This window comes from Pseudomonas sp. 11/12A, from assembly GCF_000800055.1.
GTDB lineage: Bacteria > Pseudomonadota > Gammaproteobacteria > Pseudomonadales > Pseudomonadaceae > Aquipseudomonas > Aquipseudomonas mohnii.
Genome location: NZ_JUGV01000001.1, coordinates 2,696,149 through 2,722,333, shown reverse-complemented (window position 1 = coordinate 2,722,333; position 26,185 = coordinate 2,696,149). Strand labels below are relative to the sequence as shown.

Genomic DNA, 26,185 nt, shown 5'->3' with positions numbered 1-26,185 from the left:
TCAGGCCTTGACCCAGCGTTGGCGACTCCAGCTGCTCAGCGAATCGACGGCGAACACCAGCGACAGCATGGCCAGAATCACCGTGCTGGCCTGTGCTTCCTGGAACAGGCTGAGGCTGACATACAGCATCTGGCCCAACCCGCCCGCACCGACGAAACCCAGCACACTGGCCATGCGGATATTGTTCTCCCAGCGGTACAGGATGTAGGCCAGCAGTTGCGGCAGCAGATTGGGCAGGGTGCCGTAACAGAACGCCCACAGCGCATTGCCGCCTTGCAGGCGAATCGCTTCGGCCGGTTGTGGCGGGGTGTTTTCCAGGGCCTCGGCGAACAGGCGACCGAGCACGCCGGTGGTGTGCAGCGCCAACGCCAGGGTCCCGGCGTTCGGGCCGAGCCCGGCGGCCAGCACCATCAGCGCCGCCCATACCAGCTCCGGCACCGCGCGCAGGGCATTGAGCAGCAGGCGCGAAGCGCTTTTGAACGGCCAGCCGAAGCGCCCGGCGGCGGGCAATGCCAACAGCAGGCCGAACACCGCCGCGAGCAGGGTGCCCAAGGCTGACATGGCGATGGTTTCCAGGGCGCCACGGCCGATGGCTTGCAGATGACCCGCGCTCAGGTCCGGGCTGAGAAATCGCTGCGCGTAGGTGGCCATCTGTTTCAGATTGCCGCTGGCGCCCAATTCGCCGAGGTCGATGCCCAGGTAGCTGAATGAAGCGACGATGGCGGCGCCGATGCCCAGGAGCAGCGCCAGATTGATCAAGCGATTCATGCCAGCCTCCAGCGCAGCAGGCGACTGAGTTGATCGGCAAGCAGGACCAGCACGAGGAACGTCAGCAACAGGCTGGCGACTTCACCGCTGGCGAACATGCGCAGCGACAGATCCATCTGCTGGCCCAGGCCACCGGCCCCGACGAAACCCATCACCACCGAGGCGCGAATCGCGCATTCCCAGCGATACACCGTGTACGACAGCAACTCCGCCGCGACATTGGGCAAGATCCCGTAGGCAAACGCCGCGAGCCGGCCACTGCCCGCTTGCAGCAACGCGTGGGCCGGGCGCTGGTCGACCGACTCGAAAATCTCCGCGTAGACCTTGCCCAGCATGCCGCTGTAGGTGATGGCGATGGCCAGCACCCCAGCCGTGGGGCCAAGGCCGACGGCACGCACGAACAACAGGGCCCAGACGATTTCCGGCACGCTGCGCAGGAAGATCAATAAGCCGCGCACCGGCCAGCGCAGCAATTGAGCCCAGGGGCTCGGGCGTCCGGCACGGGACGCCGCCGACAGCGACAGCGCCCGACTGGCCAGCAGGCTGGCGGGGACGGCCAACAACAAGGCCAGGGCCAAGCCCGCCGTGGCGATGGCCAGGGTCTGTAAGGTCGCTTGCACTAATAGCTCAAGGAATTCTTCGCCGTGGGCCGGAGGCCAGAAGGCGGAGACGAAACGGCCTATCTCGCTCTGACTGTCACCCGCCAGCAGCACGCTCAGGTCCAGCTCGCTGAAGTGGATGCCCGGCCACAACAGGGCAATCGCCAGCAGGCTGAGCAGCAGGCGCGGCCCGGCGGCGGGGTCGCGGTTGTCACGCGTCAGCATCGGGGTATCTGCACGCTCAAGGGCGGCGGAGCAACCGGGGAGACTTGCAGTTGCTCGTTGGCGTAGAGCTTGTCGAGCAGATCGCGGTCGACCTGGCTGGCCGGCAGGTCGAACAGGATCTGTCCGTCGCGCAAGCCGATGATCCGCGAAAAGTGCGCCAGCGCCAGTTCCACCGCATGCAGGCTGGCGACCAGGGTGACGTTGTGTTCGCGGGCATGACGGCAGAGGACCGACAGCGTGTGCTCGGCCAGCACCGGGTCCATGGCCGACACCGGCTCATCGGCCAGCAGCACCTCGGGTGCTTGATACAGCACGCGGGCGATGCCCACGCGCTGCAACTGACCACCGGACAATTGCTGGCATTGCGTGAACAATTTGTCGCTCAGGTCCAGCCGGGTCAACGCCGCGCGAGCGCCGGGAATGTCCAGTGGATGCACCAGGTTCAGCAGGCTTTTGCCCAGGCCCCACTGACCGATCTTCCCGGCCAGTACCGCCGTGACCACGCGTTGGCGGGGCGGCAGCGGGGGCGCTTGATGCACCAGGCCGATGCGCGCACGCAGGCGCTGACGCTGCCGGGCCGACAGCTGCCAGGCCCGTTCGCCCAGCACTTGCAATTCGCCACTGCTGGGTCGCAGCGCGGTGGCCAGCAGGTTGAGCAGGCTCGACTTGCCGGCGCCGGACGGGCCGATGATAGCCACCTGTTCGTTGGCGCCGATGTGCAGGTCCAGGCCCCGCAAGGCATGGACGCCGTTGCTGTGGGTCAGGCTGACGCCACTCAAGTGCAATGTCATTTGAGCAGGTCGGCGGCGCGTGCGGCTTCCTCGATGCCCTTGTAGTTTTCGGGCTTGGTTTCGATGAAGCGGCTGGCGGCTTGCAGATCGAGAATCTCCTTGTCCGCCGGTTTCGCCGGGTCGAGGGCGAGGAAGGCGGCCTTGATCTTCGCTGCGAGGGCCGGGTCGAGGGTTCCGCGCACGGTCCAGTTGTAATCGAAGTAGGCCGGGGTGGTGGCAAACACCCTGACCTTGGTGGTGTCGACCTTGCCGGCGGCCACCAGTTTTTCCCAGACGCTGGCGTTCAACACCCCGGCATCGACCTTGCCGGCCTGGACCCAGGCTACCGTGGCGTCATGGGCGCCGGAGTAGCCGACGCGGCTGAAATACGTTTCCGGCTTGATGCCATCCTTGAGCATGAAATAGCGCGGCATCAGGCTGCCCGAGGTCGAAGACACCGAACCAAAGGCAAAGCTCTTGCCCTTGAGATCGGCCAGGGATTTGACGGCCGGGTCGGCGGTGATGAATTTGCTGGTGAACTGGGCGTCCTGCTCACGCTGTACCAGTGGTATTGCGTTGCCGGTTTTCAGGCGCGCCTGCACAAACGTAAAGCCACCGAGCCAGGCCAGATCGATGCGGTCGGTGGCCAGCGCCTCGACCACCGCCGGATAGTCGCTGACCGGCACGAACTCGACCTTCATCCCCAGTTTTTGCTCCAGATAGGCACCCAAAGGCTTGAACTTGCGCAGCAGTTCGGTCGGGGCTTCGTCAGGAATCGCGCTGACTTTCAAGGTGTCGGCAGCGTGGGCCAGCAGGGTGCAGACAGACAGGGTCAAGCCGACGGCCAATGCCAGGGTACGTTTGAGCATGGAGGTTCTCCGGTGCATTAACGGAAGAATGACAATGCGCCCGCTGCCAGTGGATTGCTGCTGGGCGCTTTGTGAGGGTAGACGAAACCTTCAGGTGATCGCATTGAAGTTCGCAAAAAACGCAGAGCCAGCTCCTACTGGGGATCGCTGCCGGTCGCGGGTTTCGTGGTCATTGAAATCAGACTGTAGGAGCGAGCCCGCTCGCGATGGCCTCAAGGGCGCCGCGTTTATCCAGAAAGCACGCGTCATCGTTAACGCCCATCGTCGGAACGCCGCCCGGAGCCGGCTCGCTCCTACAGACGGCCGTGGAACGCCGCGTCGAAAATTTCCGCCGCGCCGGCCCGGGTCATCGGCAGCGGGTTGCCGCCGGCCGATGGATCGACAACGGCCATGTCCGCGATCAGGTCGGCTTGTTTATCGTCCACCCCCAGCTCAAACAGGGTGTGGGGCACGCCGATGTCCTTGCGCAATTTGAGGACGAAGGCCAGAAAACTGTCGAAGCCCGGCGAGGGCAAACGCAAATAAGCGGCCAGACGGGTGATGCGCTCTTCAATGGCCGGGCGATTGAATTTCAGCACGTAGGGCATCAGGGTGGCGTTAGTCATGCCGTGATGGGTGTCGTACAACGCACCAATCGGATGGGCGAGTGCATGCATGCCGCCCAGGCCTTTCTGGAAGGCGGTGGCCCCCATCGCTGCGGCCGCGAGCATTTGCCCGCGCGCGTCGAGGTCCGAAGGGGTGTGCACGGCCCTCACCAGTGCGTTGGTCACCAGGCGCATGCCTTCGACCGCGATGCCATCGGCCATGGGGTGGAATCCCGGCGCACAGTACGCCTCCAGACAGTGCGCCAAGGCATCCATGCCGGTACCGGCGGTGACTTTGGCCGGCATGCCGACGGTCATGGCCGGGTCACTGATGACCACGCGGGGCATCATTTTCGGATGGAAGATGATCCGTTTGGTGTGGCTTGCTTCGTCGATGATCACCGCCGCACGGCCCACTTCAGAACCCGTACCCGCTGTGGTCGGCACCGCGATGATCGGGGCGATGCGGCTTTCATCGGCGCGGGTCCAGTAGTCGCCGATGTCTTCGAAATCCCAGACCGGGCGGGTCTGGCCGCTCATGAACGCAATGAGCTTGCCCATGTCCAGGCCGCTGCCACCGCCGAAGGCGATCACACCGTCGTGTTTGCCGGCGCGCCAGGCGTCGAGCCCGCCGGCCAGGTTGGCTTCGACCGGGTTGGGCTTGAGGTCGCAGAACAGCGCCACAGCGAGGCCGTCGGCGCGCAGGGCATCGAGGGTCGCCGTGGTGATCGGGGCTCGCGCCAGGCCACTGTCGGTCACCAGCAGCGGTCGCAGGATCCCCTGGCTGCGGCAGACCTCGGCCAGCTCGGCGATGCGGCCGACACCAAAGCGAATGCTCGTGGGGTAGTTCCAGTTTCCGGTCAGGCTCATGGTTCAGATCTCGTGGCGCAGATGGAAGGATTTGGCGCGGGTCAGGTGTTCGTAGCCCATCCGCGACAGGGTCACGCCGCGCCCGCTGTTCTTCACCCCGGTCCAGGCCAGGGCCGGGTCCAGGTAATCGCAGCGATTCATGAACAGGGTGCCGGTGTCGACTTCGTTGCCCAGGCGTTCGGCGGCGGCGAGGTCCTGGGTCCAGATTGAGGCGCTGAGCCCGAACTCGCTGTCGTTCATCAAAGCGATCGCCTCGTCGTCGCCGGTCACCGGCATGATGCCGACCACCGGACCAAAGCTTTCATCGCGCATGACGGACATGTTATGGGTGACATCGACCAGCACCTGCGGCGCGAGGTAAGCGCTGCCCGGTACGTCGGCGGCAAAAGCCAGTGGATCGATCAGCGCCCTGGCGCCCTGGGCCAGGGCCTCGGCGATTTGGGCTCGCACGAAGACCGCCGCGCCAGGCGTCACCAGCGGACCGAGGGTGGTGGCCGGGTCCAGTGGATTGCCGAGCACGTACTGGCGGGTCAGTTCGACGAAGCGCTCGACAAAGGCCGGGTAGATTGTTTGATCGACATAGATGCGCTCCACGGCGCAGCAGCTTTGCCCGGAGTTGAAGAAGCTGCCGTCCACCAGGTTTTCTGCCGCCTGTTCGAGATCGGCGTCTGCCCGCACGTAGGCAGGGTCCTTGCCGCCAAGTTCCAGGCCCATGCCGAGGAAGCGTCCCGTGGCCGCGCTTTCCATGGCCCGGCCGGCTTCCACCGATCCGGTGAAATTAACCTGCTGCACCTGCCCGCTGGCAATGATCGCGGTGGTCTGGCCATGATCGAGCAACAGGTTCTGGAACAGCCCTGGCGGCAAGTGGGCGCGACCCATGGCGGCGGCAAACCGTTCGCCCACCAGCAGGGTTTGCGAAGCGTGTTTGAGGATGACGGCGTTGCCGGCCATCAACGCCGGGATAATCGTGTTGACGGCGGTGAGGTAGGGGTAATTCCAGGGCGCGATCACCAGTACCGTGCCCAGTGGTTCACGTTTGATCAACCGGCGAAAACCGGCGATGGGCGCGGGTTCAACCGCTGCCAGGGCCTCTGGGGCAATGGCGATCATGTAGCGCGCGCGCTCTTCGAAACCCCGCAGCTCACCCGCGCCGAAGCGCACTGGCCGGCCCATTTGCCAGGCCAGCTCCGGGACGATCTCGTCTCTCATGGCCAGCATCGCGTCCACCGCCGCGCTGCAAAAAGCCGCGCGTTCGCTCAGTGGTCGGCGTTTCCATTGCGCCTGGGCGGCGCTGGCATCCGCCAGGGCCTGTTCGATCTGTGCCGCATCGGCATACTGGCGCTCGGCGTAAACCCGGCCATCGACCGGTGAGATCAGTTGAATCGTCGAAGGCATGTCGGTCTCAATAGCGCTCGAAGCCGCGCTGCAATTCCCAATCGGTAACCCGCCGGTCGTACTCTTTCTGTTCCCATTCGGCGGTGTGCACGTAGTGATCGATCACTTCATCACCGAAGGCTTCGCGCAACATGCTTGAGCCCTGGAGGGCGGCACTGGCCTCGCGCAAGGTCTTGGAGACTTCGGGCAGTTGCTCGTCGAGATAGGCGTCACCCTCGAAGGGTGGGGCGAGGTCGAGCTTCTCGTCGATCCCCGCCAGCCCGGCCGCGATCAACGCGGCGAAGGCCAGGTAGGGGTTGAGATCGGCGCCGCCAATGCGGCATTCGATGCGGATGGATTTGCTGCCCTCGGCGCACAGGCGAAAGCCTGCGGTGCGGTTGTCGCGGCTCCACACCGCGCGGGTCGGTGCGAAGGTGCCGGCCTGAAAGCGCTTGTAGGAGTTGATGTAGGGCGCAAGAAAACAGGTGATGTCGTTGGCGTATTTGAGCTGCCCGGCCACCCAGGCGCGCATCAGTTTCGACATGCCGAACTCGGCCTTGGCATCGTAGAAAAGAGGTTTCCTGGCGTTCTTGTCCCACAGCGAATTGTGGATGTGGCTACTGGAGCCGGCGGCGTCATAGCGCCACTTGGCCATGAACGTGATCGCCTTGCCTTGCAGTTGCGCGATCTCCTTGCAGGCATGCTTGATGATGACGTGATGGTCGGCCATGGTCATGGCATCGGCGTATCGGATGTTGATTTCTTCCTGGCCCGGTCCCCATTCGCCCTTGGAGTTCTCCACGGGAATGCCGGACGCCTGCAGGTGCTTGCGAATCGCCCGCAGCACCGGCTCTTCGCGGGTGGTCTGCAGGATGTTGTAGTCCTCGATGTAGTGTCCGGCGGTTTTCGGCTTGTGGTAGTTGCGCTTGTGGATGGCTTCGTAGCTTTCGTCGAACAGGTAGAACTCCAGCTCCGAGGCGAACATTCCGGTGTAGCCGCGCTCACGCAGGCGCTCGACCTGCTTTTTCAGGATCGCCCGGGGGCTGTGCGGCAGGTCCCGTCGATGGTGATGGTCGAGCACATCGCAGAGCACCAGCGCCGTGCATTCAAGCCAGGGCACCCGACGCAGGGTGCTCATGTCGGGCTTTAGCACGAAGTCGCCGTAGCCTTTGCTCCAGCTGGCGGCGGCATAACCGGGCACCGGCTCCATGTCGATGTCGTCGGCGAGCAGGTAATTGCAGCAGTGGGTTTCTTCATGGCCGCTGTCGATGAAAAACTCGACCTGGAATCGTTTGCCGACCAGTCGACCCTGCATGTCGACCATGCACACCAGGACGGTGTCGATTTCGCCGGAAGCGGCAGCACGCTTGAGTTCGTCAAAACTGAGGAGAGGCTCGGTCATCACGGCAAGTCCTGCGCAAATGGTGTTGGGCCTGTCTGAATCAGCTGTTGCAGACGCTCTCCAGAAAAACCCAAAACCTGCAGATGCGAGCATCGTGAGCAATAAGCTGCACTAAGCTTAGCCTACTGTTGCTTTTCGCAAGTTTCGCTGATCGAAGCCTTTATGAGTCTGCTGAACACTGCCGGGAACGGACCCATCGGTGCAGGCCGGCACGGGCTCGCGAGGAGAAAAGAGATGGCAAAGAAGAAAGAGCACAACACCTACCGACACCTCAAGCAGCAATACCCGCAGTACCTGGACGCCGTGGAGGCATTGGGCGCGGCCGTGCGTGAGGCGGGGCCGCTGGAGGAAAAAGTGGTCCAGTTGGTCCAGCTTGGCGCGGCGGCGGCCATCCATTCCGAAGGCGCCGTCCACAGTCATGCCCGGCGGGCAGCGCAAGCGGGGGCAACGCCGGAGGAAATCCGCCATGCACTGATCGCATTGACCAGCACGATCGGTTTCCCTACTGTCGTGGCCGCCCTCAGTTGGGCGCAAGATGTCTTGGGGGAGGAGGCACCCTAGTCTCAACTGTCTGGCATCGCGTTTTACCAATACATTCAAGGCAAGGTCGTAACGTAACGGAGTGGGTCGGGCATTGATCGAACGACGGCAATTCAGCGGAGGCATGAAGGGGAAAAACCTTCGTTATCTCAATGAGCACACAGGCGACCAGCGAACGGTTCGAACAGGATTCCTGCTGCTCGAACATTTCTCGCTGCCGGCGTTTACCCAGGCGCTGGACACCTTTGTCACGGCGAATCTTCTACGCCCGGAGGCGTTTTCTTCGCGAACCTTTGGCCTGAACGAAGGCGAGGTCGTCAGCGATCTGGGACTGGTGATTCGCCCCGATGCCAGACTCGACTGTTCGCAGATCAAGGTGCTGGATCTGCTGGTCATTTGCGGTGGCTATCGGACGGAACTCAAGGCCAGTGAGGGTTTTATCAACCTGCTGAGAACCGCAGCAGAGCAGGGTGTCAGTCTGGCCGGGTTGTGGAATGGTGCGTGGTTCCTCGGCAAGGCCGGTTTGCTCGACGGTTACCGCTGCGCCATTCACCCCGAACATCGTCCGGCGCTCGCGGAGTTCTGCAAGGCGACGCAAGTCAGCAGCGAGCCTTACATCATCGATCGTGACCGGCTCTCGGCGTCCAGCCCTTCCGGGGCATTCCACATGGCGCTGGACTGGATCAAGGGTCTGCACGACAAAGCGCTGGTCGAGGGTATCGAGGACATCCTGGCTTTCGAAGAGTCTCGCTACCGGCGTATCAAGCCCACTGAAAATATCTGCGTGAGTGCGCCCTTGCGCGAGGTGGTGAAGTTGATGGACGCCAACCTTGAGGAGCCTCTGGAGCTGGAGCAACTGGCGGTCTATGCAGGCCGTTCCCGTCGACAACTGGAACGCTTGTTCCGGGAGCAGTTGGGCACGACGCCGCAACGCTACTACATGGAGCTGCGGATCACTGAAGCGCGCCGGCTGCTCCAGCACACCGAGCTGTCCCAGGTCGATGTGCTGGTGGCCTGTGGCTTTGTTTCACCCAGTCATTTCAGCAAGTGCTACAGCGCGTACTTCGGTTACCGGCCATCGAAGGAAAAGCGACTCGTCAAATGACCCTCATCGATGGTCAGGGCGACCGTCCAGAATTGCCCTGTGCCGATTTCGTCATCCCTTGTGCCCAAACCCATCAAGCCAGCTCGCCTTGAACAGACCACCCTGAACGGTCTGTTCAAGGAGATGACCATGATCCAACTGAGCCTGATCGAAGCCCGTGAGTTGGCCGAATCGATCCTGTTGCACAACGGTTTTAATCTGGCCCATGCGCAAGCGGTGGCGGCGACGGTGATCGCCGGCGAGCGAGATGGCTGCGCCTCCCATGGTTTGTACCGGATTCTGGGGTGCGTGAATTCCCTGCGGGCCGGCAAGGTGTCGGCCACGGCCGAGCCGCAGGTGATCGACCAGGCACCGTCGATCGTGCGGGTGGATGCGGGGGGTGGATTCTCGCAGTTGGCGTTCAAGGCGGGGTTGCCGTTGCTGGCACAGAAAACCCGAGCCAATGGTATTGCCGCACTGGCGATCAACCACTGCGTGCATTTTTCCGCGCTGTGGGTGGAGATCGAGCAACTGACCGCAGAGGGGCTGGTCGCGCTGGCGTGCAACCCGAGCCATGCCTGGGTAGCGCCGGCCGGGGGACGTCTGCCGGTGTTCGGCACCAATCCCATTGCCTTCGGCTGGCCTCGGGCGGGACAGGACCCTTTCGTGTTCGACTTTGCCACCAGCGCCATCGCCCGGGGCGACATCGAACTGCACCGCCGCGCCGGCAAAGCGATCCCCGAAGGCTGGGGCGTGGACGCGCAGGGACAGCCGACGACCGATGCCAACGTGGTGCTCGACAGCGGTGCGATGCTGACGTTTGGCGGGTACAAGGGCTCGGCGCTGGCGGCCATGGTCGAGCTGATCGCCGGGCCGTTGATCGGCGACCTGACCAGCGCTGAATCGCTGGCTTACGACGCCGGCAGCAAGTCTTCGCCGTACCATGGCGAACTCATCATCGCACTGGATCCCCGACGCTTTCTGGGCGACTCGGCGCCGGTACATCTGGCCAGGGCCGAATCGTTGTTTCAGGGCATTGAAGGACAGGGCGCACGTTTGCCGTCGCAGCGCCGTTATGCGGCGCGGGCGCGCAGCCTGGTGGAAGGGGTGCAGATTCCCGAAGCGCTGTACAACGACCTGAAGGCCCTGCTGGCCTGATTGCTGACCTGCAGAAGTCGCCCACAACATTCCGGGGCGGCAGATCAACTTGTAGGAGCCAGCCTGCTGGCGAAGGACTCAAGGGTGCCGCGTTTATTCAGGCAGTACGCGTTTTCGGTAGCGACCTTCGCTGCGATGCGGCGCCCCGACAAGCCAGCTCCTACAGGTTTTTTGGGGTTTTTCAGATTGGGTCGCGGTGGCTATGGCCGTCGACCAGCCGGGCTATGCCCAGCGGGTTGGCGTTTTTTAGGGCATCGGGTAGCAGCGCATCCGGGCAGTTCTGGTAGCACACCGGGCGCAGGAAACGCTCGATGGCCAGGCTGCCGACCGAGGTGCCACGGGCATCGGAGGTGGCCGGGTAGGGACCGCCATGCACCATCGCGTCACAGACTTCGACGCCGGTGGGGTAGCCGTTGAACAACACCCGGCCAACCTTTTGTTCCAGCAGCCCCAGCAACTGCCCATGCTCCTGCAGATCCTCTGCCTCGCCTATCAGGGTCGCGGTGAGTTGCCCGTGCAAACAGTTCAGGGCCTGTTGCAGCTGAGCCTCGTCGGCCACTTCGACCAGAAGGGTGGTCGGGCCGAACACTTCTTCCTGCAGCAGCGGATCACCCCGCAGCAACAGGCTGACATCGGCCTTGAACAGTTGCGGTCGCGCCTGATTGCCCTGTTGGTCATGACCGGCCAGGTGCGTCACCCCTGAATGGTTGAGCAAGGCCTGCACACCTTTCTCATAGCTGCCGAGGGTGCCGGCATTGAGCATGGTTTGCGCCGGTTGCCCGGCCATCAGGGTCGCGAGCCGTGCGCTGAACGCGCTGAAGTGCGGGGAGCGAATACCGATCACCAGCCCCGGATTGGTACAGAACTGACCGCAGCCCTGGACCACCGAAGCGACCAGTTCGCCGGCAATGGTTTCGCCGCGCAGGCGCAGGGCTTCGGGCAATACCACCACCGGGTTGATGCTGCTCATTTCGGCGAACACCGGAATCGGTTGTGGCCGCGCCGCCGCCATGTCGCATAACGCACGGCCGCCCTTGAGCGAACCGGTGAAGCCGACTGCCTGAATCGCCGGATGCTTGACCAGCGCTTCACCAACGCCGGCCCCGTAGATCATGTTGAACACGCCTTTGGGCATACCGGTCTGCTCGGCGGCGCGGATGATCGCATCGGCGACGATGTCGGCGGTCGCCATGTGGCCGCTGTGGGCCTTGAACACCACCGGGCACCCGGCGGCCAGGGCGGCTGCGGTATCGCCGCCGGCCGTGGAGAAGGCCAGCGGGAAATTGCTCGCGCCGAACACCGCGACCGGACCGACGCCGATCCGGTACTGACGCAGGTCGACCCGTGGCAACGGTTGACGGTCGGGCAGGGCGCGGTCGATGCGCGCACCGTAGAAATCGCCGCGACGCAGGACCTGGGCGAACAGGCGCATCTGGCCACTGGTGCGTGCGCGCTCACCCTGAATGCGTGCGCTCGGCAACGCGGTTTCGCGAGTGACCAGGGTGATGAAACGTTCATCCAGTGCATCCAGTTGCGTGGCAATGGCGTCGAGGAAATCCGCCCGGCGCGCTGCCGGCAGGTTGCGAAAGGCCGGGTAAGCGAACGCGGCGGCCTGGGCGGCGGCGTCCACTTCCTCCGCCGTGGCTTGCATGAACGAGTAGGGCAGCGCTTCGCCCGTGCTGGCGTCACGGCTGTGCAAGGCGATGCTGCCAGCGGCACTGCGCGCACCGCCGATGTAGTTGTGGCCGAGGATCCCGGACATTGAGTACTCCTGTCGCAAATGAGGAATGGAACCCTTGTAGGAGCGAGCTTGCTCGCGATGGACGTCAACGATTACGCGTACTTTCTGAATTAACGCGTTGTCCCTATGTTCTTCGCGAGCGGGCTCGCTCCTACAGGTAAAAAGCTCAAGCCAGCGAATCAGCCCGACGCGGGGTCGTCGAGGCCGGGTCCAGCGCGGCGATGCGCGCCGCCGACTCGGCATCCACCGAGCGCAGCGACTTGCCACGGGTCTCGCGGGTCAGGCCGACGGCGACAATGGAGATCAGTGCGGCGCCAACCAGGTACCAGGCGATCGGTGTCGAGCTGTGGTACTTGTTGAGCAGGGTGATGGCGATCAGCGGAGCCAGGGAGCCGGCGAAGATCGGCGCCACCTGGTAGCACAGCGACAACGCGGTGTAGCGCACGTGCGTCGGGAACATCTCGGCCATCAGCGCCGAGTACGGTGCGTAGGTCATCGACTCGATGGCCAGGCCCAGGGTGATGGCCGCCATGATCAGCCAGTTGTTGCCGGTGTCCATCATCGGGAAGCCGACGAAGCCCCAGAAAGCGGTCAGCACCGCGCCGACCAGGTACACCGGTTTGCGCCCGACCAGGTCCGACAGGTAGCCCATCAGCGGAATCAGGAAGAAGTGCAACAGGTGAGCGCCGAACATCAGCAACAGGATTTCCGAGGTGTCCTTGTGCACCACCAGCTTCAGGTAGGTGATCGAGAACGTCACCACGGTGTAGTAGAGGATGTTTTCGGCGAACCGCGCGCCGATGCCCACCAGCACCGAACGCCAGTGGTGGCGCAGCACTTCCACCACCCCCAGTTGTTGCTGGCGGGTCTGTGCCTGGCGGGCCTGGGCTTCCTTGAAGATCGGGGCGTCATCGACACTGGTGCGAATCCAGTAGCCGATCAGCACCACCACCGCCGAGAACCAGAACGCCACGCGCCAGCCCCAGGCGAGGAATTGCTGCTCCGACAGGTTCGATGACAACAGCAGCAGGGCGACCGTGGCCACCAGGTTGCCGGCGGGTACACCGGCTTGCGGCCAACTGGCCCAGAACCCACGGCGGTTATCCGGGCAGTGTTCCGACACCAGCAGAATCGCACCGCCCCATTCACCGCCAAAGGCGAAGCCCTGGATCAGGCGCAGCAGCACCAGCAACACCGGCGCGGCATAGCCGATCTGGTCGAAACCGGGCAGGCAGCCCATCAGGAACGTGGTGATGCCGACCACCACCAGGCTCAGTTGCAGCAGGCGCTTGCGGCCGAACTTGTCACCGTAGTGACCGAACACCAGGCCACCCAGCGGTCGGGCGAGAAAGCCCACGGCATAGAGGGCGAAGGCGGCAATGATGCCGTCGATGGGGCTGTCGGTCTGGCGGAAGAACAACTGGCCGAACACCAGTGCCGAAGCCGTCCCGTAGAGAAAGAATTCATACCACTCGGCGACAGTGCCGGCCATGGCCGCGGCCACGACGCGCTTGAGTCCCGAGGGTGTGGTTGCGCTTTGAATGTGTTGAGCGTTGGACATGATGACGTTCCCTGTAGAGGCGCAAAAAACAGGCAGCCGGGCCGGACCCGCAGAGGGCCCGCCCGGCAATCACTCAGAGACCGACGTCCGGCAACTGCGGACGGTTGGCCAGGGCCTTGGCCATGATCTGCTCGACGAACACCCGATCGGCTTCCGGCAGGGCCAGGCGTGGCGGACGGGTCAGGGCGCTGCCGCGACCGGCGATGGCTTCACACAGCTTGATGCACTGCACCAGGTCGGCACGGGCATCGAGGTGCAGGATCGGCATCAGCCATTCGTAGATCGGCATGGCTTCGGCAAAGCGCCCGGCCTTGGCCAGGCGGAAGATGGTTTCGCCTTCTTTGGGGAACACGTTGGACATGCCCGACACCCAGCCCTCGGCACCGACGGCGATGCTTTCCAGCACCACGTCATCGAGACCGGCGAACAGCACGAAACGGTCACCGACTTCGTTGCGCACGTCGATGAAACGACGGGTATCGCCAGACGAATCCTTGAAGCACACCACGTTGTCGCAGTCGGCCAGGGAAATCAGGATGTCCGGGGTGACGTCGTTTTTGTAGATCGGCGGGTTGTTGTAGACCATCAATGGCACGTCGGCGTTTTTCGCCACGTAGCGGTAGTGCTCGGCGGTCTCGAACGGCTTGGAACCGTAGACCAGCGCCGGCATCAGCATCACACCGTCGACGCCGACCTTGCGCACGGCATTGGCGACCTTGGCCGCTTGCACGCTGGTGAATTCGGCGACGCCGCAGATCACCGGTACGCGACCGCGGGAAGCGTCCACGGCCACTTCAGTCACGGCGATTTTCTCTTCGGCGGTCAGCGAGGTGTTTTCACCGACCGAACCGCAGACCACCAGGCCTGAAACACCGTCACGGATGACGTTGGAAATCACCTGGTGGGTTTTATCCAGGTTGATGGTGAAGTCATCGTTGAATTGAGTGGTCACTGCGGGGAAGACGCCACTCCAGTTGATTCGCTTGCTCATTGTTGCCTCCGGTTCGTTAAAGTATTTCGTATACGATATTTAAAGTGAAAGATTTCGGCTAGTGCTTTTTTCATTCAATTGATGGTTTTTTCAGCCGTTGGTCTGGTGAAGACCCCTTTGGCGAGGGAGCAAGGTCCCTCGCCACAAAGGCTTTGCATTGATATCAAGCACCGGGCCAGGTATCCGAAAGGCGATAGCCCTGTGGCCAAGGATCGCTTGGATCGAGCAACAGTTGGTGGGTGCCGGTGATCCAGGCTCGCCCGGAAATACACGGATAAATGGCAGCACGGCCGGCCACTTCGGTCAGCGAATCAATGCGGCAGTGGAACTCGGAACCGATGATCGAACGCCCGATAAAGCGTTCGCCCACCTGCATCAAGCCCTTGGCCTGCATCACCGCCATGCGTGCCGAGCAACCGGTGCCGGTGGGCGAGCGGTCGATTTTGCCCGGTTGAATGACCACCGCGTTGGCACCGGTGGCGATGCCATTTTCATGGACGATGGGCGCGGCGATCTGGCAGAACGAGATGTGCGACCAATCGGGGTTAAGCGGATGAACGAAGCCCAATTGTTCGTTGGCAGCACGGGTGATTTTCAGCCCGACCGCCACCAGGTCGGCGGCCTCGTCCGGGCGGATGGAAAAGCCCAGGCCCTTGGCATCGGCGATCACGAAACTGTCGCCACCGTAAGCCGTATCGACCTGTAGCGAACCGATACCCTCGACTTCGATCCAGGCATCCAGGCGATCGGCGAAGGAAGGCACATTCTTGATTTCCACCCGTTCGACCTTGCCGTCACGGCAGTCGGCTACGGCCTCGATCAATCCACCGGGGGCTTCCAGCACCAGACGGGTTTGCGGTTCGGTCATCGGCAGGATGCCGCTGTCGAGCAACACCGTGGCCACGCACAACGAATTTGAACCGGACATCGGCGGCGTGTCGGCCGGCTCCATGATGATCCAGGCCATCTGCGCCCGCGGGTCCTTGGCCGGCACCAGCAGGTTGACGTGACGAAATACCCCGCCGCGCGGTTCGTTGAGCACGAAGTTGCGCAGGGTTTCATCCCTGGCGATCCAGCGCGACTGCTCCCACACGGTGGCGCCAGGGGGCGGGGCGACGCCGCCGACAATCACATCGCCGACCTCGCCTTCGGCGTGGCAGCTGACGACATGGATGACTTTTGATGAACGCATGCTTTGCTCCTTGTTGTGCCTGTGTGGACCTGCCGTGATCGCTGTACACCGCGAACCCTGTAGGAGCCAGCCTGCTGGCGATGCTCTCAAGGGCGCCGCGTTTATCCAGACCACCCGGGTCATCGACCATCGCTGCGATGCGGCGACCCGACAGGCCAGCTCCTACAGGGGGGGTGAGGGCCACCGGTTACTTCACTGATTTGAGAAACGCCGCAGTCTCCGCATGCACCGGATTGCCAATGACCTGGTCGGGCGAGCCGATCTCGTGCACCAGGCCATTGCGAAAGAACGCCACGCGGTCGGACACGTCGCGGGCAAAGCGGATCTCGTGGGTCACCAGGACCATGGTCATGCCGTCTTCGGCGAGCATGCGCATGGTGTCCAGCACCTCGCCCACCAATTGCGGGTCGAGGGCCGAGGTGGCTTCGTCGAACAGCATGTAGTCCGGCGACATCGCCAGGGCACGGGCGATGGCCATGCGTTGCTGCTGACCGCCGGACAGCTTGCCGGGGAAGGTCTTGAGCTTGTCGCCCAGCCCGACATGGGTCAGTTGCTTGACTGCCAGTTCTTCAGCTTCGGCCTTGCTTTTGCCCAGTACCTTGCGCGGCGCCAGCATGACGTTTTCCAGCACGGTCAAATGCGGGAAGGCGTTCCATTGCTGGAACACGATGCCGATTTTCTGCCGCAGGCGGTTGAGGTCGGTGGCACTGTGATGGACCTCGACACCGTCGACGCGGATGTTGCCTTTCTGGATCGGTTCCAGGCCGTTGATGCACATCAGCAGGGTCGATTTGCCGGAGCCGGAGCCGCCGATGATCGACACCACCTCGCCCTTGTTCACCGTGAGGTTCACGCCCTTGACCACTTCGAGGTTGCCGAAGGATTTATGTACGTTGTCGATCTCAATCATTTTCTTGCCACCTTCTTTCCAGACGAGCGCCGAGGCGGGCGACCACCAGGCTCATGACGTAGTAGATAAGGCCCGCGATGCACAGCACCAGCAGCGGTTCCTGGATGCGGGTCACGATGGTTTGCGAAGCGCGCAGCAGTTCGACGATGCCGATCCACATCACCAGCGCGGTGTCTTTCATGACCCCGAGCACCAGGTTCAGCCAGCCGGGGAAGGCCACCCGCGTGGCCATCGGCAGGACTATCCAGCGCAGGTCCTGGAGAAAACTCAGGCCCAGGGAACGACTGGCCCGGCGCACCGTGAACGGCACGGCCAACACGCCGCCGCGCACGATCTCGGTGAAGTACGCGGCGGTGTAGACGCCCAGCACGATGCAGCCGACGCTGAAGGCGCTGATGTTCAGGCCGACGATGCTTTTGAGTGAGTTGAACAGCACGAACTGGATCAGCAACGGCACGCTGCGAAACACATCCAGCACCCAGGCCAGCGGCAGGCTGGCCCTTGGCAACAGCGCGCGCAAAAGGCCGAACAGCAGGCCGGCCAGGGAGCCGAGGATGATCGACCAGAACGTCAACTGCAGGGTGACCCAGGCCCCGTTAAGCAGGAACAGCAGGTCATTCGAGGAAAAATCGGTGGCAAACATGGACAGCTCCTCAGTAACGGAACAACCGCCAGGCCATCAGCCGGGCTGTCGCGACGATCGCCTTGGCAATCGCGTAATACAGCACCGCCGCGATGGCGAAGTACTCGAAGGTGCGGAAGGTTTTGACGTTGTATTCCTGGGTCACGCCGGTCAGGTCATTGTTCAGCCCGACGATCACCCCCAGCGACGTCATCAGCACCGCCCAGACCATCTGATTGGTCAGCGGGTAGAAGACGATGCGCAGCAGCTGCGGAACGATGATCATGCGGTAGGTCTGGAAGGCGCTCATGCCCAGGGACCGTGCGGCACGCACCTGTGTGTGGGGCACGGCCTTGAGCCCGCCGCGAAAGTTTTCCGCCAGGTAGCCTGCGTTGTTGAAAGTGATCCCGGCCAGCAACGCGAGCCAGGAACTGACATGCAAGCCCAGTGACCCGAGGCCGAAGTACAGGACGTAGATCTGGAACAGCGAGGGGGTGTTGCGGGCAATCGATACCCAGCCATTGCCGATGCCGCGCAACAGCGGATGCCTGGCTTCGCGCATGACCGTCAGGGCCAGGGCGATCAGCACGCCGAAGATCATCGACAGGGCGGCGGTCTCGAAGGTGACCACGGCGCCGGCGAGCATATCGGGCAGGGCGCGCAGGGCCGAGCGCCATTGGAAGGTGTAATCAAACATGCGCGGGGCTCTCCAGTTGGGCAGCAGGTTGCAGCCAGGCCGGCAGTCGCCCGCTGGCCGTGGCACTGCACGCGGCATCGACGCATTCGGCCAGGCTGGCGAAATGCACCTTGCGCCCCACCAGGCCCGGGGCGTAATGGGCGTACTTGCCGGAGTTGGTCATCAGGGTGGTCGCGGTCGGCGGAATCACCGGCTCGCCGAGCATGCACCAGCAAGTGTCGGTGACCAGGGTGGCACCGAAGGCCTCGATCACCGCGATATGCCCGGCCTCGCGCGCCTGTTCCAGTACCGCGCGCCCGCAGGTGATGGCGAGCACCACGTCCGGGTGCTTGTGCCGACCCCGGCACAGCCGCGCCAGGTGAGCGAACTCGCCAAGGGAAAAATGCGGGTTGCCCAGCGACACCACATCCACCCGCGGGTCACGGGCGCTGTTGAGCGCGCGCCAACTGATCATCAGGTCCTGCAGGCGGATTTTTTCCACGGGAATGCGTGTGCCGGCTTCCAGCACCTGTGCCGGGTCGATGGCCTCCGGGGTGACCCCGGCGATATGAAACAGCGGCGCCGCCGAGGTGGTGGCGAAAGCCGCACCGAAGGCTTTCAGATCGTCCAGGCCCGGCTTGCGCTTTTCCAGGCCCAGCACCAGCGGCACGCGGCTGCCGGCCAATGCGCCGATGTGATAACCGAGCAGCGGGTAAAAGGCATCGTCCAGATCATCAAGGGCGGGCAACTCGATCTGCAACCGCGCCTTGCGTTGCGCGTCCAGATGGCAGCCGATCAACGGGGCGCGGCCGGTCAGGGCGATGCAGATGTCGAGGTAGTCCGGATACTTCAGGGTACGCGCGCCCAGCACGCTGTTGGCGTAGACCACCGCATTGGATTCGGCCCAGACAATCTGCTCGCCCGCCTTGGGCGCGCTGTCGAGCAAGTACGGCGCACAGGTGTAGCTGAGCTGTGCGCCCATCGCCATGTAGGCATCGCCCAGGGCACTGGCGGGTTCGCCGAGGGCCGGGTCGACGCCCAGCTCGCGCCAACGGCGCTGGTCCACGGAGATCGAATTGAGGGTGGTGGGCACCCGGACTTTCGCCCCCCATTGCACCAGTTGCCGGGCAAAGCGCAGGCTCGCCGGTCCCGTGTAGATGCAGCCATCGATGTGCGCCTGGGTGACATCCACCAGGCGGCGCGCACCTTGCAGTTCGGCCATGCGCAGGACGATCTGCATGGCCACCTGGGCGGCTTTGCCCAACTCGCCGTCGAGCAGGGCCTGATCGTGTTCGGTGAGTTCGATGGAGGTGTGTGTTGCGTCTTTCTGCAGCGGGCTGTCGATGGCCTGCCAGGCATCGCCCGGTGGCTGATCGAACACGCTGACCTCGGTGTTTTCGACCCGGGCGAAGGCCCCGCCGCGCAAGGCGGCAAAGGCCTCCTGGCCGATGCACAGCACCGGCAAGGAACGCTCGAAAATGGTCTGAGCCACCAGCACGCCCAGGGTCAGGATCTCGTCGGGTTCGGCCAGCACCAGTGCCGCCGGTGCATGGCCGTTGCTGATCAGCTCCATCAACACACTGCTGCCGGTGCACGAGCCACGGCCGCTGGGAATCGCCAGCACACAACCGGCCAGGTATTCGCCGCTGAGGGGGTGATGGCGATCGATGACCTCGCCAGTGGCGGAATCCACTCCGCCCCAGAAACTCAGGCCGACATCGGCGAACAACAGGGCGCCTTGAGCAGCGCCCGCGACCAGGCTGCGACCGGTCAGAAAAGTGGACCTGGGCATACCGGGCACCTTAGTAGTAGACCTGTGGCACGGTCAGGTTGGTCGGCGCGATATCGGTGCCGACCCATTTGACGAACAGCTCCTTGTATCGACCGGTGCGCACTTGCTGGTTGACGAACAGGTTGAGGTAGTTGAGCAGGCCATACTCGTTGCGCTTGGCGCCGAGGGACACGTAGTCGATGACGTAGGGGGCGTTCCCGGCGACTTTGAGGTTTTTGTATTTACCCGACTTGAGCGTGGCAGCGGCGACGGTGTTGGTGACCACGGTCGCGTCGATGTGGCCCTGGGCGACGGCCAGCAAGGTGTCGTTCTGCGACTGGTAAGCACGGAAACTGCCGGTGCCCCAGTTCTTCACATCTTTCTCCAGGGCGATGGCCTCATAGGTGCCGCTGGTATTGCCCACCGCTTTGCCCTTGAGGTCGTCAAAGCCATTGATGCCGGTATCGTCGCGGGTAAGCACCACCATCTGGAACGCGAAGTACGGCACGGTGAGGCCGACGGTCTTGGCGCGTTCGAGGGTGTCGGAGGTGGAGGCAACGATCACATCGGCGCGCCCCGAGACCAGCGCCGGGATGCGGTCAGGGAACGGTGTCTCGACCACTTCTGCCTCGACCCCGAGGATCTTCGCCAGGTCATGGCAGTAGTCCACGTCGAAGCCGGCCGGGTTGTTGCCCGCATCGCGGAAGCCCATGGGCGGGAAGTCCAGGGTGACGGCACAGCGCAGCTTGCCCGAGCCGATGATGTCATCGAGCTTGTCGGCCTGTGCGGTGGCGATGAAGGAGGTACTGAGAACAGCGCTGAGGGCTACGGCAAATGCGGGGTTTTTCATAGAGGCCTCGTTGGGTTAAGTGCTGTTGAATATCGTATTGGGGATTTCGTATACGATATTAACAATAGCAATCAATGTGCCTGTTTCCAGTTACAGTCGTGAAATTGTTTTTGGGCCTTGGGTTAGAGGTGTTTCAGGGGCGTTGTGACTGGAAGGGTTGCGCCGTTGCCGCGCTGGGCGGTGTTACATATGGGAGCATCGGTTGCGCTGACGCCCCGTTAAGAAACATGGGAGTACATATCCGTTTCTGCGGTAACGGGTGCTGGCGGTTTCGCCCTTACGGCGAGTCACTTGGAAAAGCCCCAAGTAACCAAGGGCAGAGCGCTTTGGTTACTTTCGCGCGCTTCGAAAGTGACTCGCCGTAAGGGCGGAACCAAAAGTCGCCATCACCGAAGAAACGGACCTGCCCACGGCCCCAACCCCGAAACCCTCTAACCCCGATCGCCCCGATACTGACTCGGCGACAAACGGGTCAGCGCCCGAAACTGCCGGCTGAACGCACTGTGGTCGGTATACCCACAACGCAAGGCAATCTCGGTGATCGGCAGGTCGGTGTGCAGCAACAACCGCGATCCCTCTTCCAGGCGCGCCTTGTGAATCATCTGCCGTGGCGTGAGCTGGAACACCCGCTTGCAATGACGCTCCAGCTGCGCCACGGAATAGCCGGCGATGGCGGTCAGTTCGGCGAGGCTGATGGGTTGGGCGAAGTGATTGCGGATGTGCAAATCCACCGCCGCCAGTTTCTGATAAGCCGGATGATTGGACTGCGGCGATTGCAGGTCGCGGGAGATACCGGCCAGGCCGACGATGTGGCCCTGCGCATCGTACAGCGCGAGTTTGTGGGTCAGGCACCAGATCGGCTGGTTGCCGAAATACAGGTGCAGTTCCAGTTGATCGGCCAGCACCCGGCCGCTGGAGAGCACGCGTCGATCCTGTTCGGTGTACAGCGGACCGAAGTGCTCCGGGAAGACCATGTCGGCGGTGCGTCCCAGCAGATCCTCGCTGTGTTTGAAACCGCAGCGCCGGGCCAGGGTCTGGTTGACGAAGGCGTAACGGGCCTCGCGATCCTTGATGAAAAACACCACATCGGACAGGGTGTCGAGCAGCGGCGCGATCGGCTGGAGACTGTTCAGCAGCGTTGGTAAATCGCAGGGCTTGAAGGTGGTGAGCGAGGGGTACATGGCGTTGGGGGCCTGATGGCGACCCCCGGGATCATAGTGGCTCGGCCGCGTGGCCGAAACCCCTGGCGCAGTCATGAGGCTGGCGGGGTATCGTCCAGGGACATCAAGGTCTCGATGCGCGCCGGGCTGAACGGCGGGCGCGGCGTAGAGGGTGGCCAGCCAAACAGATGCTGTACCGCGCCGCCACACACACGCCCCTGGCAGGCGCCCATGCCACAGCGGCTGGCCAGCTTGGCCGCGCGCCAATCGGTGTGCCCGGCCAATGCCCCATGGGGCACGTCTTCGCAGCGGCAGACCAGGGTGTCGGGACGGGCCAGCGACTTGAGTCGCGGGTCGAGGGCGAATGCCCGGTTCAGCGCTTTGGCGAACCTCTGCCAGCGTGCCCGGTGTGGCCACAATTGTCGGGCCGCTTCGACATCACCCATGGCGGCGTGGCCGGCAATCGCACCTTCGACCAAGGCCAGTTCACTGCCGCCGAAGCCGGTGCATTCACCCGCCGCGTAGTGATCGACGCGGCTGGCTTGCCAGGCATCCACCGCCAGCGCTTGGCCTTCGAGGGCATAACCCAGGGCCTGACCCAATTGAATGTTCGGGATCAGACCAAAACCACAGGCCAGCCGATCACACGCCAGTTCAACGATCTTGCCTTGCTGGCTCAGGCGCACAGCTTCGAGTCGGTCGCTGCCAAGGGCTGCCAGCACGTGGGTGCCGGTTCGGTAGTGGCGGTCGAACAGCGTGAACGACTGCAGCAGTTTGTTGGGCCAGCGCGGCAGTCGCGCCGCGAAACCGGCCACGGCCTTGAGCGAGGCTTGTTCGGCGATGCACTGCAGGTTGGCCCCGTGCTTTTTCGCGGTGGCGGCACTGGCCAGTAACAGCGGCCCGCTACCGGCGATCACCACGCGCTGATCCTGCACCGGCAACCCGGCCTTGATCAGCGCCTGCAAACCACCGGCCCCGGTGACCCCCGGCAGTGTCCAGCCGGGGAAGGGCAGCAGCAATTCGCGGGCGCCGGTGCACAGAATCAGTTTGTCGTAGCTGATCAGCCAGCCGTGCTCGTCGTCTTCGACCAGCAGTTGTTTCGGACCGGGATTGGCGATCACCCGGGTGCTGGCGTGATGGCGGATGTTACGGTGGGACTGCACACGCTCGCGCATCCGGCGGGCCTGGATTGGCACGCTGGCCTGTGGACCGTCGCGCCAGATTTGCCCGCCCGCCAGCGGATTGTCGTCGAGCATCACAATGCGGGCACCACTGGGTGCGGCGGCCAATGCAGCGGCCATGCCGGCGGGACCGGCACCGACGATCAACAGATCGGCATATTCATTCATGGGCGTGTCTCCACCTGCATGCCGTCACGGCAGAGGGTCTGGCAGGCCAGGCGCCGTCGACCGTCGATGGTCACCCGACATTCCTGGCAGATGCCCATGCCGCACAGCGGTGCGCGGCGTTGACCACTGACCGAAGTGCGTGTGCAGCCGTCGCCGCCCAACGCCAGGGCCGCGGCGACACTGGTGCCCTCGGCGACTCTCAGGGCACGGCCGTCGAGCATCAATTCAGGCATGGGCGGGTTCTCCGAGGAAACGCTGGGGCAGATAGGGGTGTGCGGCCAGTGGCGGGCTTTCGTTGAACAGTTGCGCGACCAGCAAATCGGCAGTGCCGGGGGCTGTGGTCACCCCCAGGCCTTCATGACCGACCGCCAGCCACAAGCCCTGGCGTTGTGGATGTTGGCCCACCAGCGGCAGGCCATCCGGACTGGCAGCGCGAAAACCGGTCCAGGCGCGGATGCCATTGAGTCGCGCCAACCCCGGCATGTATTGGGCCGCGCGCTTGAGCATTTTCGCCAGCATCCAGCCTTCGACCTGCGGATCGGTGGTGCCGAACTGCCGCGAGGCGCCGATGAACAATTGCCCGGTCGGACGCGGCTGGATGTTGCAGGCCGTCGAGGGGCCCTTGGCGTTATGGGCGCTGGTGACGTAACCCAGTTCCACCAGGGTGTGGGTGACCGTGGCGGGGTAGCGGTCAGTGATCAACAAGTGGCCTTTTTTCGGCTCGATGGGCAGCTCCGGGCACAGTTCATTGGCCTGGATGCCGTTGGCCAGCACCACGGCTTCGGCACTCAGCCACTGACCGTCATCAAGCCGCACCCGATTGCCATCGACCTCGATGACCCGCGCCCGGCGCTGGTGGATGTTCGGCGTGTCGAGCATCCAGTTGGCCGTCGCGGGCGCGTACAGAATGCCGTCGCCGTTGATCAGCAGACCCCCTTCAAGGCCTTCGTGCAGTTCCGGCTCACGCTGGCGCAAGGCCTTGGCGCCGACCAGCTCACAGGCCACGCCATGGGCTTGCAGGTTCAGGTATTTACTGTGGGCCACCGCCATCTCTTCGGCGTTGGCCGCCAGCCACAGAGTGCCGTTGCTGCGGTACGCACAGCCCTCGGGCAAGTCTGCTGCCTGATCGCGCCAGCGCTGCAGGGAATAATTGCTCAGGGCCAGCTCCGCCGGGTTGTCGTCGAGCACCAGCAGATGGCCCATGCCCGCCGCCGTCGCGCCATGCAGGCCGGCGTCGAGCACCAGTACCTGCAAGCCACGCCGCGCCAGTGCCTGGGCGCAGGCCGCGCCGATGATGCCGGCGCCGATCACGATCACATCGGCCGCATGGCTGCGATTCACGGGCGGATGCCCCAGGCGAACGGGTCGTCCTGCTCGATGATCAGGCTGGCCTCGGCACTGATGAAGGCGCGGCCTCGAATGGTCGGCACGATGCGCTCGCCTTGCCACTCGAAAGAGCCTTCGAACTCGCTGCCGATGACACTCGCCTGGCGCCAGATCTGTCCGGGCTGCAACTTGTCGTCGGCCGCCAGGCACGCCAGTTTGGCGCTGGTGCCGGTGCCACAGGGTGAACGGTCGTAGGCCTTGCCGGGGCAGAGCACGAAGTTGCGGCTGTCCGCGTGATCGTCAGCGGCGAACAGTTCGACATGGTCGATCAGGCCGCCGTCTTCGCCACGAATGCCCTGGTCTTGCAGCGCTTGTTGAACGGCGTAGGTGTAAGCGGTCAGGGCATCAAGGTTGTCGCCAGCCACCCGCAGCCCGTGATCGGCGATCAGGAAAAACCAGTTGCCGCCCCAGGCGATGTCGCCGGTCACCTGGCCGATGCCCGGTACCTGTACTTGCAGCGCCTTGCGATAACGGTAGGCCGGAACGTTGCGCACACTCACCGAATGATCGTCGTGCAGGGTCGCCTGCACCGTGCCTACCGGCGTCTCGATGCTGTGCACGCCGGGGCCGATTTTGCCCAGGTGGGCCAGTGAGGCGACGAGGCCGATGGTGCCGTGGCCGCACATGCCCAGATAACCGCTGTTATTGAAGAAAATCACGCCGGCACAGGCGCTGGGGTCCACGGGTTCGCAGAGCAGGGCGCCCACCAGCACGTCACTGCCCCGTGGCTCCAGCACACAGGCCGCACGCCACTGGTCGTGCTGTTCGGCCAGGCGTTGGCGCCGTTCAGCCATGCTGCCGGTGCCCAGATCAGGAAAGCCGGCGGTCACCAGGCGGGTGGGTTCGCCGCCGGTGTGGGAGTCGATCACGGAGATGCGTTTCATCGGAGGGCCACGTCCATTCGGTTGGGTGACCGAAAGAGTGGCCCGTACAGCGGGGTGCCGGCTTGATGGATTTAACCGATGCCGATGACGAAATCAGCACAGTCATCGCTGCGGTCAGTGAGCGTGGGGCAGGTGCTTGAACAGGGTCTCGCAGACTCCGGCGATGTGTTCGTCCAGCAGCTTCACCGCCAGGTCGACATCGCCTGCACGGCACGCCGCGAGGATCTCGCGGTGCTCGTGATCGGCGCGCTCCTTGCCCGCCGACAGGCTCATCTGCATGCGCAGGTAACGCTCCAGTTTGTCGTTGACCGAACGGATCAGGCTGACCAGGAATGGCCGTTGCGCCGGTTCATAGAGGCAGGCGTGCAGTTCCCAGTTGAGCTCGGCCCAGCGCCCCACGTCGTCCTCGCCGATAAACTCCTGGCAGATACGCTCGGCGCGGGCGAAGGTTTCTTCGGTCATGTTGGGGATCGCCAGGCGCAGCACCTTGTCTTCGAGCAACATGCGCACTTCGAACATCTGCGCCAGTTCCGCGTCGGAAATGCGCGTGACCATCGCCCCGCGATTGCGCTGGAACATCACCAGCCCTTCGGCCTCCAACCGCTTGAGCGCCTCGCGCACCGGAATCTTGCTGACGTTGAACTGGCGGGCAATGTCGTCCTGGCGAATCGGCTCATCCTCGGCAAAATGCCCGGCGACGATCGCGTCCCGCAGATGACGGGTGATGATTTCCGACGTCGAAGGCGTATTGCCAAGGTCGGGAGCGTTGAATTTGGGTAGGTTCACGGCGGCGGTCGTTCGGAGTGAGAGATAGCGACAGGGTATACGAAATTCGTTCGCTGATCTTGC

At 63.6% G+C, this 26,185-nt stretch carries 25 protein-coding genes; 3 read left to right on the top strand and 22 right to left on the bottom strand.

From position 1 onward, the window contains the following. From phnE to GQ39_RS12450, 7 genes are all read right to left on the bottom strand, one after another. On the bottom strand, positions 1 to 768 hold the full coding sequence (gene phnE / locus GQ39_RS12480; protein ID WP_047530213.1) for a phosphonate ABC transporter, permease protein PhnE: 768 nt from the start codon (positions 766 to 768) through the stop codon (positions 1 to 3). After that, a complete protein-coding gene (locus GQ39_RS12475) occupies positions 765 to 1,592 on the bottom strand; it encodes a PhnE/PtxC family ABC transporter permease (protein ID WP_047530212.1) in 828 nt (275 codons plus the stop codon). Before GQ39_RS12475 ends, phnE begins: the two co-directional genes overlap by 4 nt. Beyond that, positions 1,586 to 2,383, bottom strand: coding sequence for a phosphonate ABC transporter ATP-binding protein (locus tag GQ39_RS12470; RefSeq protein WP_047530211.1), 798 nt, complete (start codon positions 2,381 to 2,383; stop codon positions 1,586 to 1,588). Before GQ39_RS12470 ends, GQ39_RS12475 begins: the two co-directional genes overlap by 7 nt. After that, on the bottom strand, positions 2,380 to 3,231 hold the full coding sequence (locus GQ39_RS12465) for a putative selenate ABC transporter substrate-binding protein (RefSeq protein WP_047530210.1): 852 nt from the start codon (positions 3,229 to 3,231) through the stop codon (positions 2,380 to 2,382). The genes GQ39_RS12470 and GQ39_RS12465 overlap by 4 nt, the downstream gene beginning before the upstream one ends. Before the next feature lie 293 nt (positions 3,232 to 3,524). Beyond that, on the bottom strand, positions 3,525 to 4,685 hold the full coding sequence (locus tag GQ39_RS12460) for an iron-containing alcohol dehydrogenase (protein ID WP_047530208.1): 1,161 nt from the start codon (positions 4,683 to 4,685) through the stop codon (positions 3,525 to 3,527). A gap of 3 nt (positions 4,686 to 4,688) precedes the next feature. Continuing rightward, positions 4,689 to 6,080 carry an aldehyde dehydrogenase family protein gene (locus tag GQ39_RS12455; protein ID WP_047530206.1) on the bottom strand — a complete coding sequence of 464 codons (1,392 nt, stop codon included), beginning with the start codon at positions 6,078 to 6,080 and terminating at the stop codon, positions 4,689 to 4,691. A gap of 7 nt (positions 6,081 to 6,087) precedes the next feature. Further along, positions 6,088 to 7,461 carry a glutamine synthetase family protein gene (locus GQ39_RS12450; RefSeq protein ID WP_047530205.1) on the bottom strand — a complete coding sequence of 458 codons (1,374 nt, stop codon included), beginning with the start codon at positions 7,459 to 7,461 and terminating at the stop codon, positions 6,088 to 6,090. Between the two features lie 234 nt (positions 7,462 to 7,695). Between GQ39_RS12450 and GQ39_RS12445 the strand changes: the two genes are divergently transcribed. From GQ39_RS12445 to GQ39_RS12435, 3 genes are all read left to right on the top strand, one after another. Then, positions 7,696 to 8,022 (top strand): carboxymuconolactone decarboxylase family protein, encoded by a 327-nt coding sequence (locus tag GQ39_RS12445; protein WP_047538810.1) that lies wholly within the window; start codon positions 7,696 to 7,698, stop codon positions 8,020 to 8,022. A gap of 103 nt (positions 8,023 to 8,125) precedes the next feature. Beyond that, positions 8,126 to 9,106 (top strand): GlxA family transcriptional regulator, encoded by a 981-nt coding sequence (locus GQ39_RS12440; RefSeq protein ID WP_052193724.1) that lies wholly within the window; start codon positions 8,126 to 8,128, stop codon positions 9,104 to 9,106. Positions 9,107 to 9,235: 129 nt separating this feature from the next. Continuing rightward, complete coding sequence (locus GQ39_RS12435; RefSeq protein ID WP_047538808.1) at positions 9,236 to 10,243, top strand: Ldh family oxidoreductase; 1,008 nt, start codon at positions 9,236 to 9,238, stop codon at positions 10,241 to 10,243. 181 nt (positions 10,244 to 10,424) lie between these two features. Here the strand turns inward: GQ39_RS12435 and GQ39_RS12430 are convergent, their stop codons facing one another. From GQ39_RS12430 to GQ39_RS12360, 15 genes are all read right to left on the bottom strand, one after another. Further along, on the bottom strand, positions 10,425 to 12,005 hold the full coding sequence (locus GQ39_RS12430) for an aldehyde dehydrogenase (NADP(+)) (protein WP_047530201.1): 1,581 nt from the start codon (positions 12,003 to 12,005) through the stop codon (positions 10,425 to 10,427). A gap of 145 nt (positions 12,006 to 12,150) precedes the next feature. Further along, positions 12,151 to 13,545: a fosfomycin efflux MFS transporter AbaF gene (gene abaF / locus GQ39_RS12425; protein WP_047530200.1), complete on the bottom strand. Its 1,395-nt coding sequence runs from the start codon at positions 13,543 to 13,545 to the stop codon at positions 12,151 to 12,153. Between the two features lie 73 nt (positions 13,546 to 13,618). Next, complete coding sequence (locus tag GQ39_RS12420) at positions 13,619 to 14,536, bottom strand: dihydrodipicolinate synthase family protein (protein ID WP_034150208.1); 918 nt, start codon at positions 14,534 to 14,536, stop codon at positions 13,619 to 13,621. 163 nt (positions 14,537 to 14,699) lie between these two features. Then, complete coding sequence (locus tag GQ39_RS12415) at positions 14,700 to 15,728, bottom strand: trans-3-hydroxy-L-proline dehydratase (protein ID WP_047530197.1); 1,029 nt, start codon at positions 15,726 to 15,728, stop codon at positions 14,700 to 14,702. Between the two features lie 187 nt (positions 15,729 to 15,915). After that, positions 15,916 to 16,638 (bottom strand): amino acid ABC transporter ATP-binding protein, encoded by a 723-nt coding sequence (locus GQ39_RS12410; protein ID WP_047530195.1) that lies wholly within the window; start codon positions 16,636 to 16,638, stop codon positions 15,916 to 15,918. Continuing rightward, a complete protein-coding gene (locus tag GQ39_RS12405) occupies positions 16,631 to 17,281 on the bottom strand; it encodes an amino acid ABC transporter permease (protein WP_047530192.1) in 651 nt (216 codons plus the stop codon). The genes GQ39_RS12410 and GQ39_RS12405 overlap by 8 nt, the downstream gene beginning before the upstream one ends. A 10-nt stretch (positions 17,282 to 17,291) precedes the next feature. Then, a complete protein-coding gene (locus GQ39_RS12400; protein ID WP_047530190.1) occupies positions 17,292 to 17,957 on the bottom strand; it encodes an amino acid ABC transporter permease in 666 nt (221 codons plus the stop codon). Then, on the bottom strand, positions 17,950 to 19,728 hold the full coding sequence (gene lhpI, locus GQ39_RS12395; protein WP_047530188.1) for a cis-3-hydroxy-L-proline dehydratase: 1,779 nt from the start codon (positions 19,726 to 19,728) through the stop codon (positions 17,950 to 17,952). The genes GQ39_RS12400 and lhpI overlap by 8 nt, the downstream gene beginning before the upstream one ends. A gap of 10 nt (positions 19,729 to 19,738) precedes the next feature. After that, on the bottom strand, positions 19,739 to 20,557 hold the full coding sequence (locus GQ39_RS12390) for an ABC transporter substrate-binding protein (RefSeq protein ID WP_047530186.1): 819 nt from the start codon (positions 20,555 to 20,557) through the stop codon (positions 19,739 to 19,741). Between the two features lie 431 nt (positions 20,558 to 20,988). Further along, complete coding sequence (locus GQ39_RS12385; RefSeq protein ID WP_047530184.1) at positions 20,989 to 21,738, bottom strand: helix-turn-helix domain-containing protein; 750 nt, start codon at positions 21,736 to 21,738, stop codon at positions 20,989 to 20,991. A gap of 71 nt (positions 21,739 to 21,809) precedes the next feature. Further along, on the bottom strand, positions 21,810 to 23,066 hold the full coding sequence (locus GQ39_RS12380) for an NAD(P)/FAD-dependent oxidoreductase (protein WP_047530183.1): 1,257 nt from the start codon (positions 23,064 to 23,066) through the stop codon (positions 21,810 to 21,812). Continuing rightward, a complete protein-coding gene (locus GQ39_RS12375; protein WP_047530182.1) occupies positions 23,063 to 23,299 on the bottom strand; it encodes a (2Fe-2S)-binding protein in 237 nt (78 codons plus the stop codon). The genes GQ39_RS12380 and GQ39_RS12375 overlap by 4 nt, the downstream gene beginning before the upstream one ends. After that, positions 23,292 to 24,407, bottom strand: coding sequence for an NAD(P)/FAD-dependent oxidoreductase (locus tag GQ39_RS12370; RefSeq protein WP_047530181.1), 1,116 nt, complete (start codon positions 24,405 to 24,407; stop codon positions 23,292 to 23,294). The genes GQ39_RS12375 and GQ39_RS12370 overlap by 8 nt, the downstream gene beginning before the upstream one ends. After that, a complete protein-coding gene (locus tag GQ39_RS12365) occupies positions 24,404 to 25,336 on the bottom strand; it encodes a 4-hydroxyproline epimerase (RefSeq protein ID WP_047530179.1) in 933 nt (310 codons plus the stop codon). The genes GQ39_RS12370 and GQ39_RS12365 overlap by 4 nt, the downstream gene beginning before the upstream one ends. A gap of 114 nt (positions 25,337 to 25,450) precedes the next feature. Beyond that, a complete protein-coding gene (locus GQ39_RS12360) occupies positions 25,451 to 26,122 on the bottom strand; it encodes a GntR family transcriptional regulator (RefSeq protein WP_047530178.1) in 672 nt (223 codons plus the stop codon). Positions 26,123 to 26,185 lie beyond the last annotated feature (63 nt).